We start from the raw sequence: 16,758 nt of genomic DNA, 5'->3' as shown, positions 1-16,758 counted from the left end.
GATTGCGGCCCCAATGCAAGAGGTTGTCCAACGTCTATGAGCTGCCTTTGCCTCGTCAGCACTGAGGCCGCCCCAAATGGACCGTGCCGCTAATTGGTCTCGATCGCACCTGACCCATGCGAAGGCGTATGGCGATCGGAGGGATACGTTGCCGCTTCGCCGACACCGGAGAGGATCGGTTGAGCAGATCGCCGAACGCTGGGTCGCTAGGGTGACACACAGCGGAGTCTAGGGAACAACTAAAGCGATGATGCTTGCGCGTGGAATAGGTTACCAATAGCGGACATCGTCAATCGCTGCGTCCCGGGAACTCTACGAAGCCCCAAACAACGGCGGTGCAACCAGAGCAGCTTATTGGTCCAACCATGGGTTGGTGTTTAGACCGATCTTCATCAGCTATCTGATCTCCGCTGCAACGACTTACCACCCTCCGGATCCTGCATTGCGGTGATGACAGAACAGCTAAATCTCGAAGATTGGGCCTGGCAACTTTCGGCCGAAGTCTACCGTCTCAATTTGTATAGCCGCCTGACGGGAAAAGCAGATCCAAATCGATCATCGGTCACCGATGAAGAGTTGGCTGAAGTGATCCGGGACAGTTTCACTCAAATGGACGAAATCGCCTATCGCGAAATGGTCAAGTTGGCGACCGAGGCAGCACTAGAAACCTACGATCGGGTCGTATCGTCCATCGTCAAGGGGTCGCGCGTTCGGCTGCGCAACTGAAGTCGCTTTGCGCACTCGGAAGGTCGCTCTCTTGACTTGGCGCACATACCGTTGCGCCGCTTGCAGCCGGTGTCACGGCTCGGATGAGCGTGGACATTCACTAGGGAAGCGACCCCGGCAGGGGCTGGCAAGCGCCGGGGCCGCTCCATCCCTCGTGAAGCACGCCCCGCCGAGCGCAAGCCAAGCATACTGGAGAAATCGATAAGGGAGGACTTTGTCGGCGCGGCAGCCTGTCGCACCAGATAGTTGACCTAAATCAACCCACAAGCCTCGACCGACCTGTAGGTCAAGGTTCCTGAGGTTTTAGTTGTCCAGCGGTAACAGCTAGTCTCGTTCGTAAAGCGACGCACCGTTTCTATTTGCGGCGCAAAAACCTCGGGCGTAGCTTTGTCGAAGCCGGGGCTGGACCATATTTCACGTATTTTTTTGACCCGGCGGGGCCGCAGCGTCGCAAGCCGCTGCGGCCTTTTTGCTGACAGGCTGCAACGGGCGAGCACCGTTCGAGTTGCAGGACGATGGTTCCGCTATGGCCCTGGTCGGCTGAGCGAGATCCATCCGGCTCCTTATTTTATGTTCTCGTTCCCAATGGGTGATCGCCGCATCCAGCGGCATGCATCTGCGCCGCCCTCGCTGAACGGCATTCCCGGCGCCCTGATCCACGGTCGTTTCGACATCAGCGGACCATTGTCCACAGCCTGGCAACTGCACAAGCGATGGGAGACCACTAGGCTGCATATTCCTGACGACGCCGGTCACGGCGGTGGCAATGAGATCTTGCCTTCGATCTGACAAATATTCACGAACCGGACCTAGTGCGAGAAGCGTCGCGCACCTCCGTCAACGTGGATTACCTGGCCCGTGATGTAACGGGCAAGTGGAGAGGCAAGAAAGGCGACAAGCACTGCGAGAGCTTCCGGCTCCCCGATATAGCCAGCAGGACAATTCTCCGCGACCCATTTGCGCTGAGATTCCTCGGTCGGCAATAATTTCTGATCGATCTGCTCGGAGTGTAGCCGGCCGGGCGGGATCGAATTGACCGTGATCCCATCCTTGCCGACAACACGGGAAAGCGACTTTGCCCAGATATGGGTGGCTCCATTGGGCGGAATGCCACCATTCAACGCCAACGGCTCATCGCCTCCGGTCAGATTGATGATCCGACCGAATTTCTGAGCCTGCATCATGGGCACGAAGGCATGGGCGAGTTCACGACCGGCATGAAAATTAAGCGCCATAGCCTCATCCCATTGCTGACGTGTGCCTAGGCCGTCGAAGGGCCGCGAACCGCCGGCATTGTTGACGAGGATGTCGAGGCGGCCGAAAGCGGCAAGCACCTCATCTCTGATACGCGCGGCTGCCTCGTGCTGTGTGACATCTGCGACGATCATCAACGGCCGCTCGCGTCCAGAAGCCGCAATCTCGTCCGCAGCATTTCTTAGGCGGTCTTCTCGCCGGGCCACGATTGCGAGACGACATCCCTCTTCAGCAAGCTTCTGCGCGATCGCGCGGCCGAGGCCGACGCTGGCACCGGTGACAAGCGCGACCTTGCCGGCGAGCTTAAGATCCATGGTTTTCCCTTTTTGCCGTGACTTGATACTCGCCAGCGAGCTCAAAGTCCGAGATAGGCCTTTCTGACCCGATCATCGTTTTGGAGAGCGGCGGCAGGGCCCTCGATCGCGATCCTGGCGTGCTCCAGCACGTAAGCGTACTGCGCCTGCTTGAGGGCCAGGGCGACATTCTGCTCGACGAGTAGAATGCCGATGCCTTGTGCCACAATCTGGCCGATGACAGCCATAACCTGCTTGACCACAATGGGAGCCAGGCCGAGCGAGGGCTCGTCGAGCAGCAGGTAGCGAGGCCTCGACATCAGGCCGCGCGCGATTGCGCACATCTGCTGCTCGCCGCCAGATAGCGACCCAGCCTGCTGGCCAAGCCGCTCCTTTAACCGGGGAAAAATGGAAAGGACCCGGTCAAGCGCGTCCTTCTCGTGTCCCCTCGCCCGCGGTGCGTAGCTTCCGAGTTCAAGATTCTCGCGCACGCTCATGAAGGCGAAGAGTTGGCGACCCTGCGGAACATGTGCGATGCCCGCCTCGACGCGCTCATGGGCCGGCATACGCGTAATATCGATGCCTTCGAGCCGGACCGTACCGCTGGAGACATTCGCCTGCAGGCCGGAGATTGCGTTCAGCGTGGTGGTCTTCCCCGCACCATTGGCGCCGAGCAATGCAGCAACGCTGTTGGCTGATACCGAACATGTGACGCCGCGTAATACGGTAACGTCGCCATAGCCGGCGCTGAGATCGGTTACATCGAGCGCCATCAGTCGTCGCTTCCGAGATAAGCTGCCACTACAGCGGGGTCTCGCACCACTACCTCCGGCTTGCCCTCGGCGATCTTGCGTCCGTAGTCGAGCACTATGACCTTGTCGGCGAGCGACATCACGGCATGCAGATTGTGCTCGATCATGATGACGGCGAGGCCGTCCTGATGCGCGAAGCTGCGGATCAAATGGATGCTCTCGTTGATTTCCGAAGCATTGAGCCCGGCGAGTATCTCATCAAGCAGTAACATCCTTGGTTCGATCGAGAGAGCGCGCGCGAGTTCTAGCCGCTTGCGGGACTCCAAGGTCAGACTGCCCGCCTGCTGGTTGAGCAACGAACGCATGCCGACGCGGCCGATGATCTCCTCGGCCTTTTCGCGTGCCGTCGCCAGCGGATAGTTCAGCAACGCGCCGACGGTGACATTCTCATGCACCGTCAGGCTGACGAGGGGCTTGACGATCTGGAACGTACGGCCAATTCCCGCGCGAGCGCAGACACTTGCAGAAGCACCGGTAATGTCCTGGCCGGCGAAACTGACGTTGCCGGAATCGGGCCCAAGTTGACCGCTCAGGATATTGAACAGCGATGTCTTGCCAGCGCCATTTGGACCGATGAGCCCAACGATCTCGCGGTGGGTCACATTCAGCGACACCTCGTTCACGGCGACGAGTCCGCCAAAGCGGCGTACAAGCCCGCTCGCGCGCAACAGTTCCTTACCAATAGATCGGCTGGCCGTGTCCATCATGTGGGGCGCCATGCCTTGAGTGTGCCGACGATACCCTTGGGCGCCAACAGCACAGTCCCGAGAAGCACGGCGCCATAGATCAATAGCCGGGGCCCGCCGCCAAAGAACTGGCTCAACACCCCATCGAGCGGAGTCATCACCAGCGAACCCACGATCGGGCCAAGCGGTGTGCCAAGCCCACCAATGATGCTCAAAAGCGCGATCTGCACTGAAATGTTGATCGAGAACACACTCGGCGGATCGAGGAACAGGATGTACTGGGCATAGAAGAAGCCGCCGACGGCTGTGAGTGCAGCACTGATCATGGTGACGATTAACTTTACCTTGACCGTCTTAATACCCATGCTGGCCGCCGTTGCCTCGTCGTCGCGAACAGCGATCAGATAGAGGCCGAGCTTGCCACGATGCATCCAGCGGGTGATCGCGTAGACTGTCATCATCAGCGCGAAGGCCGCGACGAGATAAGCCCACCGCGAGCTGAACATGAATGTAGAGATACCCGGTTGGAACGGGATCGCGATGCCGCTTGGGCCGCGCGTGAGATCGCTCCAGTTATTGGCGACGATTTCCATCGCGATCGGGAAGACCAGCGTTGCGAGCGAGAAGAATGCTCCCCGCAGCCGAAAGCAAGGCCAGCTGATCGCGACGGCAAGCCCGGTCGTAACAAAGATACCAGCGATCAGGCCTAGCCAGGGCGAAACACCGTATCTGGTGAAGGCAATCGCAGTGATGTAGGCGCCGATACCAAAAAACGCCGACTGTCCGAGCGACACCAGGCCTCCATAACCCGCCATCAAATTCCAGGCGCCGGACAGGGCCGCCCAGAGACAGGTCATCACGGCGATGTTGAGGTAGTAGTCATTGAAGAACGCGCTCATTTGGTGCCGACCTCTTCCATGCCAGCGCGGCCGAATAGTCCCTGAGGACGGATCAACAGAATCAGAATGAACAGCACGAGCGCGATGACGTCCTTGAGTTCGACCGAGACGTAGAAGCCTGTCAGCGTCTGGGTGACGCCAATGATCAGCCCTCCAACCATAGCGCCGGCGACGCTGCCGAGCCCGCCGAGAACGACAACGACAAAGGCAGTGATGATCAGGTCGACCCCTGCGGTCGGAAACGTATAGAACATCGGCGTCAGGATGCAGCCTGCCACCGCCGCACAGGCAACGCCGGCGCCGAACGCCAGCCGGTTCAGCCGGTCCGTGTTCACCCCCATCAGCGAAGCGGCATACCGGTTTTGCACCATGGCGCGCAGTGCCTTGCCGTCGCGCGAGAATTGCAAGAACGCGATCAACGCTCCCGCCATCAGAAAGGCGACGATGAAGGCGTAAAGTGAGCTCACGGAGATGGCAACATTCCCGACGATTAGGGATTGCGACGAATAGGTCGTCTGAACCGAACGGTAGTCAGGCCCCCAGAAGGTAAGGGCAACGTTCTGAAGCACTACCGATAGGCCAAAGGTCGCGAATATCTGCATCGCATGTGGCGCGTGCAGAATCGGCTTGATCACCACGCGTTCGGCGAGCAAGCCAAGCCCGAACAGAACCGGTGTGACGATAAGGATAGATACATAGGGGTCGATCCCCCAAAGCGTGTTAAGCCAGAAGGCGCCGAACATGGCGAGCATGATGAACTCGCCTTGCGCGAAATTGACGATTCGCAGGACACCAAAGATCAATGTGAGGCCGATCGATAGCAATCCGTAGACACCGCCGATGAGCAGGCCCGAGACAAGCAATTGAGGAAGGATGTCCAGCATCTCGTATCCAGGCTATGGACGATGACTGGCATTGCCAGCCACCGCGGCCAGATCAGCGCTTGTCCCAGGTCTGGAGCGGCACCAGCACCGGATCGCCGGTCTTGAGGTTATCCGGCGCCACCACGACGAGCTTTCCATCCTGCCATTGCTGCGCGACCGGGAAGGAACGCTCGTTCTGCCCCTGCATCTCGCTACCCGGCCGGACGAACTTGACGCCCCAGCCGAGCGAAGTGCCGCCGGTGGGAATGTCGAGCGCCAACGCGGCCTCCTTCAGCCTGGCGGGATCCGTCACGCCTGCCGTGCGCAGCACCTTGTCGAGCAAAATGTAGGTACCGACAAAGCCCTGGGTGCCGACATAGGATGGCGCCTTGCCCTGACTGGTCTGGAATCGTTTCTGAAACTCGGCGAGCAACGTTCGCGCCTCCTCCGAAAGCGACGCCGGATTGATCCCCGCCGACCCCTCAGTGTCGAAGATTCCATTGACGGCGCTCCCCAATCCTTCACCGAAGCTCGCCAGGCCGTAAATGCCACCGGTACCGATGAAAGCCCCGACATTGATGCCGAGTTGCTTCATCTGGCGTTGGATTAGTAGCGCGTCGTTGGCATAGGACGAGGCGATGACGATGTCAGCGCTGCTCGCCTTCATGCGCAGCACGAGTGGGGCGAGATCGGTGGTCGCGGCCTTGTACGGCAGACGCCCCGCGACCTTGAAGCCGAGTTCCTTGGCCTTGGTCTCGGCCGCGGTCGCAACTGAGGTACCGTAATCCGAATCCTCGTGGACGATGAGCACGTTGAGATCGGCAGGCTTCTTGCCAAGACGTGGTGCAATGGCGCTCGCTGCGAGACTGGCGGCAAGCTGACCGTTCGAGCTCGCCGTGAACACGAGGCGGAAATAGCCGCTGAAACCGCGCTTGGTCAAACCGTCGGCGATGCCGCCGGTCTCCCAATATATCCCGCCGCGGCGCTCCACCACCTGGCTTGCGGCGTAAGACAGCCCGCTCGAATAGGTGCCGGTGATGATCTGCAAATTCTCAAGTGAAGACAGGCGCTCGGCCTCCGACTGAGCCTTGTCCGGGGTCGAGGCGTCGCCCTGGACGAGTTCGACTTTCTTGCCGGCGATGCCGCCTTTCTCGTTGATCATGTCAACGGCAATACGCGCGCCATTAAGGTTCTCATTACCGAGCAGCGCCAGGCCGCCTGTCAGCGGGTAGAGTGCCCCGATGCGCCATGTTTCTTGCGCGTCCGCGGAGAAGGTCGATGCGGCGAACACGAGAGCCGCCAATGCGAAACGTTTCATTGTCTATCCCCCTTGCTGTATTTCTGCAGTCTGGCAATGACGGTCGCCGCATCCGTCACGTCGGCGAATTGCCGATCCATGTCGAAGAGGCTGATCGCGTGCGAGATCGGCAACCGGTCGAACACCGCGTCGGCCGGAACGATCGCGCGATAATTGTAGGAAGCGGCGTCGAAGACGGTGGCGCGCACGCAATTACTGGTCGCACCGCCGAGCACGATCACGGTGTCGATATTGCGCTCGACGAGATATCCGAGCAGCGGCGTCCCGTGGAAACCACTGGGCTTTTTCTTCACGAAGACGATATCGCCTGGCTTGGGTCCGACCTCGGGCAGCAATTCGGCGCCCATCGTTCCGTCGATGCACCAGTCATCGCGCTCCTTCATGAAGGCGCGCTTGCGACCATAGACACCGATATCATTGCCGCTGGCGTCGAGGGCGAAGCGGGTTAGAAACACGGGAACGCCTGCCTCTCGTCCGGCGTCCAGGATGGCGGCGATCCGATCGACTGCTGCCCATCCAATTTCGCCGCAGGATGAGGGATAGCGCTCGTCGCGAATGCCGCGCTCGCCGACCATGTAGCGTTGCGCATCGATGACTACGATTGCGGGCCTGGCGCCGAAGCCCATCCGCTGCGCAAACCGTCCCCTCGCCAATACGGCGCGGTCTGCCTCACCCAAATAGTTATCCCAGATTTTCGTTTCGGTTGTGTCGTTCATCGGTCAACCTCGGACGGCGCGTGGTGGCCGTGCCAATGATCGGCGACATCGAGGCGCCTGCAGAGCCAGACGCGGTCATGCTTGAGGATGTGCTCGAGGACGTTCGCCAAAGCCCGCGCCCTTGCCGGTCGTCCCGTAATGCGCGGGTGCAGGCCGATCGACATCAGCCCGGGCTTCTCGGCACCTTCCTTGTAAAGCTGGTCGAAAGCCGACTTCAGATAGCCTTCAAAGTCGTCGGGCGCAGAGAAGCCGGAGGGAGCCGCAAACTTCCCGTCATTGGCATCCATCGTGTAGGGCACGACAAGATGGGTCTTGCGCTCGACCTCGACCCAATAGGGCAGTTCGTCATTGTAGGCGTCCGAATCGTAACGAAAGCCGCCCTCCTCGACGATAAGGCGCCGCGTATTCTCGCTCGGCCCGAAACGACAATACCATCCGAGCGGCCGCTTGCCGGTCGTGCGCTTGATCGAAGCAACCGCGCGCGCGATGCGCTCTCGCTCTTCCTCTTCGCTAAGGCGGAAATGCTCTTCCCAACGCCAGCCATGACAACAGACATCGAAATTCGAAGCAGCGATAGCCTCCGCTACCTGCGGATTGCGTTCCAGCGCGACGGCACAGCCAAACACCGTTGCCGGCAACTGCCGTTCCTTAAATAGATCGAACAGTCGCCAGATTCCGACCCGGCTGCCATACTCGTACATGGTCTCGAAGGCGAGATCGCGCTGTCCGGCCGGCACCCGCCCACCCGGGGCCTCGGCAAGGCCAAGCTCGGTGCGACCGCAGCCGTCTGGAACGCTGTATTCCGACCCTTCCTCATAATTGATCGCAAAATTCACGGCGATCCGGGCGTTGCCAGGCCAGCGCGGATCGGGGCGTTTTCGGCCGTAACCAACAAAATCACGCGGATGTTCGGAACTCGGCCGCCAGACGCTTGTCATGCTCTGTCCTCTCCCAGTGCCGGAAGCCGGCCTGCGACCCGCAACTCATCAATAATCTCTTCACGGTCCTGGTCGATCCGCGCGCCGGTGCGACGGATAGCGCCGGGCGTGCGCGACATCACCGGAAAGACGTTCTGCATCCGCACCGGCCCGAGATCCTCGTCCGGCACCGAGACCACCGAGTTTCGCGCAATATATTGCTGATCCCCGAAGATTTGCTCGACATCATAGATTGGCGCAATCGCTGCCTCGACGCGCTCAAAAGTCTCGAGGACTTGAGGCAAATCATGCTTGGCGATCCAGCCACCGACGATCCGATCGATCTCCTCGACATGCTTGATGCGGTCGAGGTTGGTCTGGAAGCGCGGATCATCCGCCGTACCCGCCCCCCCCGTCAGGTCGAGCACACGCCTGACGATGCTGGGTGTCGCCGCCGATAGCGCCACCCAGCGCCCCTCACGCGTACGATAGGCATTGCGCGGCGCGTTGTTGACCGAACGATTTCCGGTGCGGTTCTGAATTACACCGAGCTGGTCGAAGATAATCGGCTGCGGTCCCAGCAAGGCGAAGATCGGTTCGTAAATCGCAAGATCGATATACTGGCCCTTGCCGCTGCCGCCGATGTCACGTTCGTAAATCGCGAACATCGAGGCGAAGCAGCCGTAATAAGCCGCGATGCCGTCGGCGAGGCCAAATGGCGGTAACGTCGGCGGCCCATCGGGCTGGCCAGTGATATGAGCGAAGCCGGACATCGCCTCCGCCAGCGTGCCAAACCCGGCACGCCGGCTATACGGCCCGGTCTGGCCGAAGCCGGTCACCCTCACCATCACGAGTCGGGGATTGATCTTCGAGAGCACGTCCCACCCAAGCCCCCAACTTTCCAGCGTTCCGGTTCGGAAATTCTCCACGAGAATATCTGCGTCGATGATCATCGCCTTGAAGATCTCCGCGTCCGCGGCAGTCTTCAAATCGAGCGCGATGCAACGCTTGTTGCGCCCTGTGGTCTTCCACCACAGGCCGTGCCCTTCTTTTTTGGCGCCCATGTTCCGTAAGGGATCGCCGCTCGGATGCTCGATCTTAATGACGTCCGCCCCGAAATCGCCCATCAGCGTCGAGATGATCGGTCCCGCGAACAGCGTTGCGCAATCAATGACGCGCAGACCCTTCAGAGGGCCTGCGGCTGCAGGCATGGTGAGTTCGGTTTTCATGGTCTCAGGCATGGTGGGCCGCCCCTTCAGCGATTCTCAGTACGGTGCGGGCCCGGTCGATGAATGGCCCATCGGCCATAACGCCATCGACCATGAACGCCCCAACACCGCGTGCGAGCATCTCTTCGGCTTTGGCCACGATACGCCGTGCGTTTTCGATTTCCGCGGCGCGTGGAAAGAATACCGCGTTGACGATGTCGATCTGACTAGGATGGATGCAGCTCTTTCCCGCAAGACCTAACGCGCGGCCAGCTTCAGCATCCATCCGGAACGCTTCGCCATCCGCCACGCCGACGAATGCTCCGTCAAAGGCGTCGATACCGGCTTCGGCAGCGGCAAGCCGGACAGCCAGCCGCACCGGTGCCAGCGCAAGCGGACTACGCTCGACTCCAAGTGGTTCGAACAGATCGCCGAAGCCGAGCTGCAAGCCGATGACCCGCTCATGGGACAACGAGATCTCGGCCGCCACACGAAGGCCTCGGGCGGTTTCGATATTGGCGAGAATGCCAACGCGGCGGCCGATACCGTTTTCGGGCTCGAGCCGATCGAGGAGGCGCGCCGTCTCCAGGATCGTTTCGGCACTTTCGACCTTCGGAAGATTGACGATGTCGAGGCCGGGTCGCACGACCGCCTCGAGATCGTCGGCAAAGAAAGGCTCGCCCCAGGGATTGATGCGGACAATCACAACCTTTCCCGACGTTGTGCGACGTTCAAGCGCCCTCGCGACGTAGTCGCGCGCTTCGATCTTGCGGTCTTCCGCGACGGCATCTTCGAGATCAAACGAGATTGCATCAGCGGCCGATTGCCACGCTTTGTCGAACAACTCGGGACGGGAACCCGGAACGAAGAGCTTGCTTCGCATCGACGGGGAACGGGTAGCAGACATCGCCACGACCTACCTATGAGAGCGGGTTATACCTCGCCGTCCAGCGAGCCCCCGTTTTCGCGTTGGCTTTTCCGGAAAGCTGCGTCATTCCATCCCTAGATTGCTTGTTCGGCAAATATAATGTTGTTAGAGGGGCATTCCTGCAGGGAATGCCATAAACAATCAAAACGTGCAGTCATGGACCTTCGCAAGCTTCGATATTTTGTCGACGTCGTCGAGGCCAAAAGCATCAGCAAAGCGGCTGCGAGTCTTCACGTAGCCCAGCCTGCCTTGACCAAGAGCATCCAGTCGCTCGAACAAGAACTAGGTGCAGTGCTTTTGCAACGCTCGGCCAAGGGTGTTGCTATGACGGAAGCAGGGGCCAGGCTCTACGAGCACTGTCAGATTGTCTTTAAGCAACTCGATCGGGCCCGGCACGATGTACGCAAATCGATCGAACGACCGTCGGGTGTAGTGACCGTCGGGCTACCGCACAGCTTGATGACGGTGCTCGCCTTGCCACTGTTGCAGCTCACTACGGCGCGCTATCCCGATGTTCGCCTGGAGCTGAAGCAAGAGCACACCCATTTGCTGGTTAATGATATCCGAGCGGGAAAGTTGGATTTCGCCGTAATGGCAGAACCGCGCTCAGCATCGGGCCTGCACTGCCAGCAACTTCTGAAAGAGGAGCTTCTCTTTGTCGGACCGACCTCAGCCGACCTGAGTGCCCGTCAGACCCATATTTCCTTCATGGATGCTTCAGCGCACGAATTTATCCTTCCTTCGGTCGGCAATGGGCTGCGCCATACGGCTGAAGGACATTTTCGCGCCCGCTCCCTGCCGCTCAACGTCAAACACGAAGTCGATGCCATCGCCCTGATCACGCAATGTGTACAGGCCGGGCTTGGCGTCTCGCTGCTACCAGGCGGGTGCATTCGCATGGATGCCGAGCAGGGCCGTATTCGGGCGAGGCCCTTCGCGGAGGGCGGCTGCCATCGTACCATTGTGTTGTGCCAGGCGGCGGGAGCAGCCTTATCTCCAGCAGCAGCCACCGTGGTGGCAGTAGTGGAAGAGGCTGCCCGGGAATTGGTGACTGGCGGTCAGTGGCTTGGAGCTAGGCTGGCTTGAGGGCTTCGCGCGTTGCAAATGCGCATTCGACAGCCCGTCGCAATCTACACCAACATGCGCGTGCGATCTGCCCTTTTGCCTTCGAAGCATTGCTTTGTTCTCCGGCCCAGCTTCGCTGAGCCAGGAGACCGCAACAACCTCCTCCAAAGACTTCCGCCGGTCGTGATCTGCCTACGTTTGTAAGGATTTGGTCCGCTCTCTTCGTGAGGGCAGACTTTGGCGGTTGCTAGCTGCGGGTCGGCCATGGCCATGCCCGGACATCGCCGCAGGCGGGGCTGGTTGACATGTCACTTGCTTGACACCTTTCGTAGCGTTGGTCTCTAATCCCCACGCAAGTCCTGAGGCTGGAGGTGAAATTTTCGCCGCCAATCAAGAATGAAGCCAACTGCTCCGCCAGGCGAGTGCCGGGTAAAGGAGCGGAGGCTAAAATAGCTTCCTGGGAGGGAACAATGGACAGACGCCAGACACTCAAAATGCTTGGTGGTGCGGCGGCGATCGCCGGTACCGGCTTTCCGGGGTTTGCTTTTGCGCAGGCTCAAAAGGAAATGGTCACGGTCGTGAAGATCGCCGGCATTCCGTGGTTCAACGCTCTTGAAAAGGGAATCCAGAAGGGCGCCAAGGACTTCAGCATCAATGCCACCATGGTTGGACCGGCGAACGTCGATCCGGCACAACAGGTAAAGCTGCTCGATGACCTGATTGCCAAAAAGGTCAACGTGATCGGCTTGGTGCCGCTGGACGTCAAAGTGTGCGAGCCGGTGCTCAAGCGCGCCCAGGCGGCCGGCATCAAAGTCATCACCCATGAGGGCCCCGAACAAGAAGGCCGTGACTGGAATGTCGAATTGATCGATTCCGTTCGCTTCGGTGAAGTGCAGATGGAGCGTCTCGCCAAGGACATGGGCGGCGAAGGCGATTACGTGGTTTATGTCGGGACGTTGACGACGCCGCTTCACAACAAATGGGCCGACGCCGCGATTGCCTATCAGCAGAAGAATTTCCCGAAAATGAAGCTCGTCGCCGACCGTTTCCCCGGCGCCGACGAGATCGATACCAGCCAGCGCACGACTCTTGACGTGATCAAGGCCTATCCGAACCTGCGCGGCATTCTCGGCTTCGGCTCGAATGGGCCGATCGGGGCCGGCAATGCGGTGCGTCAGCAACGCCTTGGCAAGAAAATCGCCGTGGTCGGCACCGTGCTGCCGAGCCAGGCGAAATCGCTCATCGCGGATGATACCATCCGCGAGGGTTTCCTGTGGAATCCCACCGATGCAGGTTACGCCATGGTTGCAGTTGCCAAGCTCGTGCTTGATGGCAAGCCAATCACGGATGGCGTCGATGTTCCCGGCCTCGGCAAGGCTGCGGTCGATGTGGCCGGCAAGCAGATCAAGGTCGACAAGATCATGCGGATCAACAAAGAAACCATCGACGGACTGATCGCCGGAGGACTCTAGAACTACACCGGTCCCAGCCGCCTCGTCGCGCTGCATTCCCGGCTTTCCGGCCGGGAATGCGATCCTCGTCGAGGCGATCGCTTGACGAGCGGTCCCATTACAGGACGAAGCCTTGACGACTTTCCTGGAGATGTCCGGCATATCAAAACGTTTCGGCGGCGTGCATGCGCTTCGCGACGTTGATCTGACGCTGGAGGTCGGAGAGGTGCATTGCCTTGTCGGCGAAAACGGATCCGGCAAGTCCACGCTGATCAAGATCATTTCCGGCGTCGAGGCGCCGGAGCCAGGAGGCCGGATCTTCATTTCCGGCAGGGAGTACCCAAAACTAAGCCCGGTCTACTCCACCCATTGCGGCATTCAGGTCATCTATCAGGATCTATCGCTATTCTCCAACCTCACCGTCGTCGAGAACATTGCCATGGCGCACCATCTTGGCGGCGTCCACACGGTGAACTGGTCCTCTATGCGGGCCATCGCCATGGCTACAATGGCGAAGGTCGGCATTGAGGTCGATCCAGAAACAAAAGTCTCCGAACTCAGCATTGCCGGACGCCAGCTGATCGCGATCTGCCGGGCCCTGGCGGCGGATGCCAAACTTCTCATCATGGATGAGCCGACGGCGTCGCTGACCCGCCACGAGGTCAACACCTTGATCAAGCTCGTCAGCGACCTGAAAAGAAGCGGTATCTGCGTCGTATTCGTGAGCCATCGCCTCGACGAGGTGCTTGAGATTGCCGAACGCGTGACGGTGTTGCGGGACGGCGCCAAGGTAGGCACCTTTGCCGCAGCGACCATCAACGGCACCAAACTCAGTCACCTGATGACCGGAAAGGCTTTCGAGTATCAGAAACAGGTGCCCGACCTTGCCGTGGGTGCGGTTGTCCTCGAAGTCCAGGGCCTTGGCCGCGATGGTGACTACGACGATGTGAGCTTGCAATTGCGCGCCGGAGAAGTCGTGGGGCTTACCGGATTGCTTGGATCGGGCCGAACCGAGCTCGCACTGTCGCTGTTCGGCATGAACCCACCCGATCGAGGCACCATGGCGCTTGACGGCCACCGCATCGCGCTGAACACGAATGCAGACGCGATCCGTCGAGGCATCGCCTACGTATCTGAAGACAGGCTTACACTTGGCCTCATCCTTGACCAGTCGATCACGTCGAACGTCACGCTGACTGTGTTGGAACGTCTCGCTGGCGCGTTCGGCCTGATTGGCGCGCGCGCGCGGCAAAGCCATGTTGCGCGGTGGGTCGCCGAACTCGGAATCAAGGTCTCTGACCCCAACAACGCGGTCAAGACGCTCTCCGGCGGCAATCAGCAGCGGATCGTGCTCGCCAAATGGATGGCGACCAACCCACGAGTGCTTATCCTTGATAGCCCAACGGTCGGTGTCGACATCCGCGCCAAGGATGGGATTTATGAGATCATCCGGCGGCTGGCCCGCGAGGGCGTCGCAGTGCTGATGATATCAGACGAAATCCCCGAGGTGCTTTATCACAGCCATCGCGTGCTGGTGATGCGCGAAGGGCGTTTGACCGCCGACGTGATGGCCGCAGACACCTCCGAAGATGCGCTTCGGCAGGCGGTCAATGCCTAAATCGCGGTTTGCTTCATTTGGCAGGTTTCGGCGCAGCCACGAGTTCTGGCTGTTGATCGTGATCCTCGTGCTCTGCGCCAGCCTGGGCGCGGCGAACGGCCAGTTCCTGACCATGCAGAATCTGTTCGACCTGCTGACCTCCTATGCATTCGTAGGCATCCTCGCCCTCGGGCTGCTCGTGGTGCTGATCGCCGGCGGAATCGACATTTCCTTCACGGCGACGGCATCGGTGGCGCAATATGTCACGCTTACGGTGGCGAACGCATACGGCGCGAACTGGATCTGCGTTTTTGCGATCGCGATCGGCATTGGCGGTGCGCTCGGCGCCCTCAACGCGATCTTCATCCAGAAGCTTCGGATACCATCAATCATCGTGTCCGTCGCAACCTTGAACATTTTCTATGGGCTGCTGATTTTCTTCACGGGCGGTAAATACATCTATTCGTTACCCGACTGGTTCGCGACCGGGATATTCTGGTTCGAGTTCGATTGGGGCAAGGATACGTCCTACGGCGTCAACCTGCAGATCCTCGCGCTCGGGCTCTCATTTCTCTTCACCTGGCTCCTGCTCAATCGTAGCAATATCGGTCGTCAGATCTACGCCATGGGCGGCAATACCGATGCCGCGCAGCGACTCGGCTTCCATGTCTTCGGCCTCAACATGCTGGTCTATTGCTACATGGGGGTCATGGCCGGTATCGCCTCGCTGGTCCAGGCGCAGCTTGCACAGTCCGTAGCTCCGACGGTGCTGGTGGGCAAGGAGCTCGATGTGGTTGCGGCCGTCGTGCTCGGCGGCGCCAGCCTGATGGGCGGCGTCGGCACCGTTCTCGGCACGTTTCTGGGGTTGGCACTGCTCGCTATCCTGCAGAATGGAATCATTTTGCTGGGCGTTTCGTCCTATTGGTCGCCATTTTTTGTCGGGTTGGTCATTCTGATCTCGGTCTCGGCGACAGCCTGGTCGCAGCGAGAACGGCGGACCCGGAGCGCGCGGCCATGAGAAATGCGTCCACCTTCGCGCTTCGCGGACGCCTGATCCGTTTGGCCGGCAGCGGGACGATCGCAACCCTCATCCTGTTGTTGGTCGCGCTCTGGTTGGTGTTCGCCGTTACCATCGGCGACCGGTTTTTCTCCGTCAACACGCTGCAATCGATGGCCTTCCAGATGCCGGAGCTCGGCATCCTTTCGCTTGCGATGATGCTGGCCTTGTTATCCGGCGGCCTCAACCTTTCCATCATCGCCACCGCTAATCTCTCTGGGCTGACCATTGCCTTCCTGCTGACGCACTACATTCCGGGCACTCAGGGCATTGCCTGGGCCGGCGTACAGGTGATGGCGATTGCGGCAGGGTTTGCCGTCGCGGCACTGGTCGGCCTTGTCAACGGATTTGTCATCGCCTACCTCGGCGTTTCACCGATCCTCGCAACCCTCGGCACCATGACACTCTGCAAGGGACTCGCGATCGGCCTGACGCGCGGCAATGTCATCTCCGGATTTCCGGAGCCCATTGTTTTCATCGGCAATGGAACGGTTCTCGGGGTGCCTTTTGCCCTGATCGTGCTGGCGCTCTGTGCGTTGCCCGTCGCGCTCATGCTAAACGCAACGCCCTTCGGGGCAAGGATTTACATGATCGGCTCGAACGAGAAGGCAACCCGCTACTCCGGCGTCGATACCCGCGCCGTCCTGCTCAAGCTATATGTCCTCTCGAGCCTGCTCGCCGGTGTCGCAGCGGTCGTCATGCTGGCACGTTTCAATTCAGCCAACGCGGCATATGGCGAGAGCTATCTGCTCGTCACCATTCTTGCAGCAGTGCTCGGTGGCGTCGATCCATTTGGCGGCTTTGGCAAAGTCGGCGGATTGCTGCTTGCGCTGATAATCCTTCAGGTGATCTCCTCGGCGTTCAACCTTCTCAATCTCAGCCAGTTCCTCACTCTGGCGATCTGGGGTGGCATCCTGATTGCCGTTGCCGCGGTTCCTCATCTGGGCGGCAAAGCGCCCCGGTAGACA

17 protein-coding genes are annotated in these 16,758 nt (G+C 59.9%); 7 read left to right on the top strand and 10 right to left on the bottom strand.

Annotation, left to right across the window (positions count from 1 at the left end; all coding sequences use genetic code 11):
• The first annotated feature begins 450 nt into the window (after window positions 1–450).
• Window positions 451–726: a hypothetical protein gene (locus BJ6T_RS07715; RefSeq protein WP_028169944.1), complete on the top strand. Its 276-nt coding sequence runs from the start codon at window positions 451–453 to the stop codon at window positions 724–726.
• 387 nt (window positions 727–1,113) lie between these two features.
• Window positions 1,114–1,515 (top strand): hypothetical protein, encoded by a 402-nt coding sequence (locus BJ6T_RS47920; protein WP_174770132.1) that lies wholly within the window; start codon window positions 1,114–1,116, stop codon window positions 1,513–1,515.
• 20 nt (window positions 1,516–1,535) lie between these two features.
• On the opposite strand, the gene BJ6T_RS07705 is transcribed toward BJ6T_RS47920, so the two are convergent.
• The 10 genes from BJ6T_RS07705 to BJ6T_RS07660 are packed head-to-tail and all read right to left on the bottom strand — an operon-like array spanning window position 1,536 to window position 10,599.
• Window positions 1,536–2,294, bottom strand: coding sequence for an SDR family NAD(P)-dependent oxidoreductase (locus BJ6T_RS07705; RefSeq protein WP_014491743.1), 759 nt, complete (start codon window positions 2,292–2,294; stop codon window positions 1,536–1,538).
• Window positions 2,295–2,335: 41 nt separating this feature from the next.
• Entirely contained in the window at window positions 2,336–3,046 is a 711-nt protein-coding gene (locus BJ6T_RS07700; RefSeq protein ID WP_014491742.1) for an ABC transporter ATP-binding protein, read from the bottom strand.
• A complete protein-coding gene (locus BJ6T_RS07695; protein WP_014491741.1) occupies window positions 3,046–3,792 on the bottom strand; it encodes an ABC transporter ATP-binding protein in 747 nt (248 codons plus the stop codon). The genes BJ6T_RS07700 and BJ6T_RS07695 overlap by 1 nt, the downstream gene beginning before the upstream one ends.
• Window positions 3,789–4,670, bottom strand: a complete 882-nt coding sequence (locus BJ6T_RS07690; protein WP_014491740.1) for a branched-chain amino acid ABC transporter permease — start codon at window positions 4,668–4,670, stop codon at window positions 3,789–3,791. Before BJ6T_RS07690 ends, BJ6T_RS07695 begins: the two co-directional genes overlap by 4 nt.
• The gene (locus BJ6T_RS07685) at window positions 4,667–5,554 is read right to left on the bottom strand and encodes a branched-chain amino acid ABC transporter permease (RefSeq protein WP_014491739.1); all 888 of its coding nucleotides are present in this window, start codon (window positions 5,552–5,554) and stop codon (window positions 4,667–4,669) included. Before BJ6T_RS07685 ends, BJ6T_RS07690 begins: the two co-directional genes overlap by 4 nt.
• A gap of 52 nt (window positions 5,555–5,606) precedes the next feature.
• Window positions 5,607–6,851 (bottom strand): ABC transporter substrate-binding protein, encoded by a 1,245-nt coding sequence (locus BJ6T_RS07680; protein WP_014491738.1) that lies wholly within the window; start codon window positions 6,849–6,851, stop codon window positions 5,607–5,609.
• Complete coding sequence (locus BJ6T_RS07675; protein ID WP_014491737.1) at window positions 6,848–7,567, bottom strand: cysteine hydrolase family protein; 720 nt, start codon at window positions 7,565–7,567, stop codon at window positions 6,848–6,850. The genes BJ6T_RS07680 and BJ6T_RS07675 overlap by 4 nt, the downstream gene beginning before the upstream one ends.
• Entirely contained in the window at window positions 7,564–8,505 is a 942-nt protein-coding gene (locus BJ6T_RS07670; RefSeq protein ID WP_014491736.1) for an allantoinase PuuE, read from the bottom strand. The genes BJ6T_RS07675 and BJ6T_RS07670 overlap by 4 nt, the downstream gene beginning before the upstream one ends.
• On the bottom strand, window positions 8,502–9,695 hold the full coding sequence (locus BJ6T_RS07665; protein ID WP_043900343.1) for a CaiB/BaiF CoA transferase family protein: 1,194 nt from the start codon (window positions 9,693–9,695) through the stop codon (window positions 8,502–8,504). The genes BJ6T_RS07670 and BJ6T_RS07665 overlap by 4 nt, the downstream gene beginning before the upstream one ends.
• Window positions 9,696–9,717: 22 nt before the next feature.
• A complete protein-coding gene (locus tag BJ6T_RS07660) occupies window positions 9,718–10,599 on the bottom strand; it encodes an HpcH/HpaI aldolase/citrate lyase family protein (RefSeq protein WP_225894966.1) in 882 nt (293 codons plus the stop codon).
• A gap of 177 nt (window positions 10,600–10,776) precedes the next feature.
• Between BJ6T_RS07660 and BJ6T_RS07655 the strand changes: the two genes are divergently transcribed.
• From BJ6T_RS07655 to BJ6T_RS07635, 5 genes are all read left to right on the top strand, one after another.
• A complete protein-coding gene (locus BJ6T_RS07655) occupies window positions 10,777–11,706 on the top strand; it encodes a LysR family transcriptional regulator (RefSeq protein ID WP_014491733.1) in 930 nt (309 codons plus the stop codon).
• Window positions 11,707–12,155: 449 nt separating this feature from the next.
• Window positions 12,156–13,157 carry an autoinducer 2 ABC transporter substrate-binding protein gene (locus BJ6T_RS07650; protein WP_014491732.1) on the top strand — a complete coding sequence of 334 codons (1,002 nt, stop codon included), beginning with the start codon at window positions 12,156–12,158 and terminating at the stop codon, window positions 13,155–13,157.
• 112 nt (window positions 13,158–13,269) lie between these two features.
• Window positions 13,270–14,754 (top strand): sugar ABC transporter ATP-binding protein, encoded by a 1,485-nt coding sequence (locus BJ6T_RS07645; protein WP_014491731.1) that lies wholly within the window; start codon window positions 13,270–13,272, stop codon window positions 14,752–14,754.
• On the top strand, window positions 14,747–15,751 hold the full coding sequence (locus BJ6T_RS07640; protein WP_014491730.1) for an ABC transporter permease: 1,005 nt from the start codon (window positions 14,747–14,749) through the stop codon (window positions 15,749–15,751). The genes BJ6T_RS07645 and BJ6T_RS07640 overlap by 8 nt, the downstream gene beginning before the upstream one ends.
• Window positions 15,748–16,755 (top strand): ABC transporter permease, encoded by a 1,008-nt coding sequence (locus tag BJ6T_RS07635; RefSeq protein ID WP_014491729.1) that lies wholly within the window; start codon window positions 15,748–15,750, stop codon window positions 16,753–16,755. Before BJ6T_RS07640 ends, BJ6T_RS07635 begins: the two co-directional genes overlap by 4 nt.
• Window positions 16,756–16,758: the final 3 nt, after the last annotated feature.

Source organism: Bradyrhizobium japonicum USDA 6, assembly GCF_000284375.1.
GTDB lineage: Bacteria > Pseudomonadota > Alphaproteobacteria > Rhizobiales > Xanthobacteraceae > Bradyrhizobium > Bradyrhizobium japonicum.
Note: the sequence above shows the minus strand (reverse complement) of the source record. Positions and strands in the feature narration are given on the sequence as shown.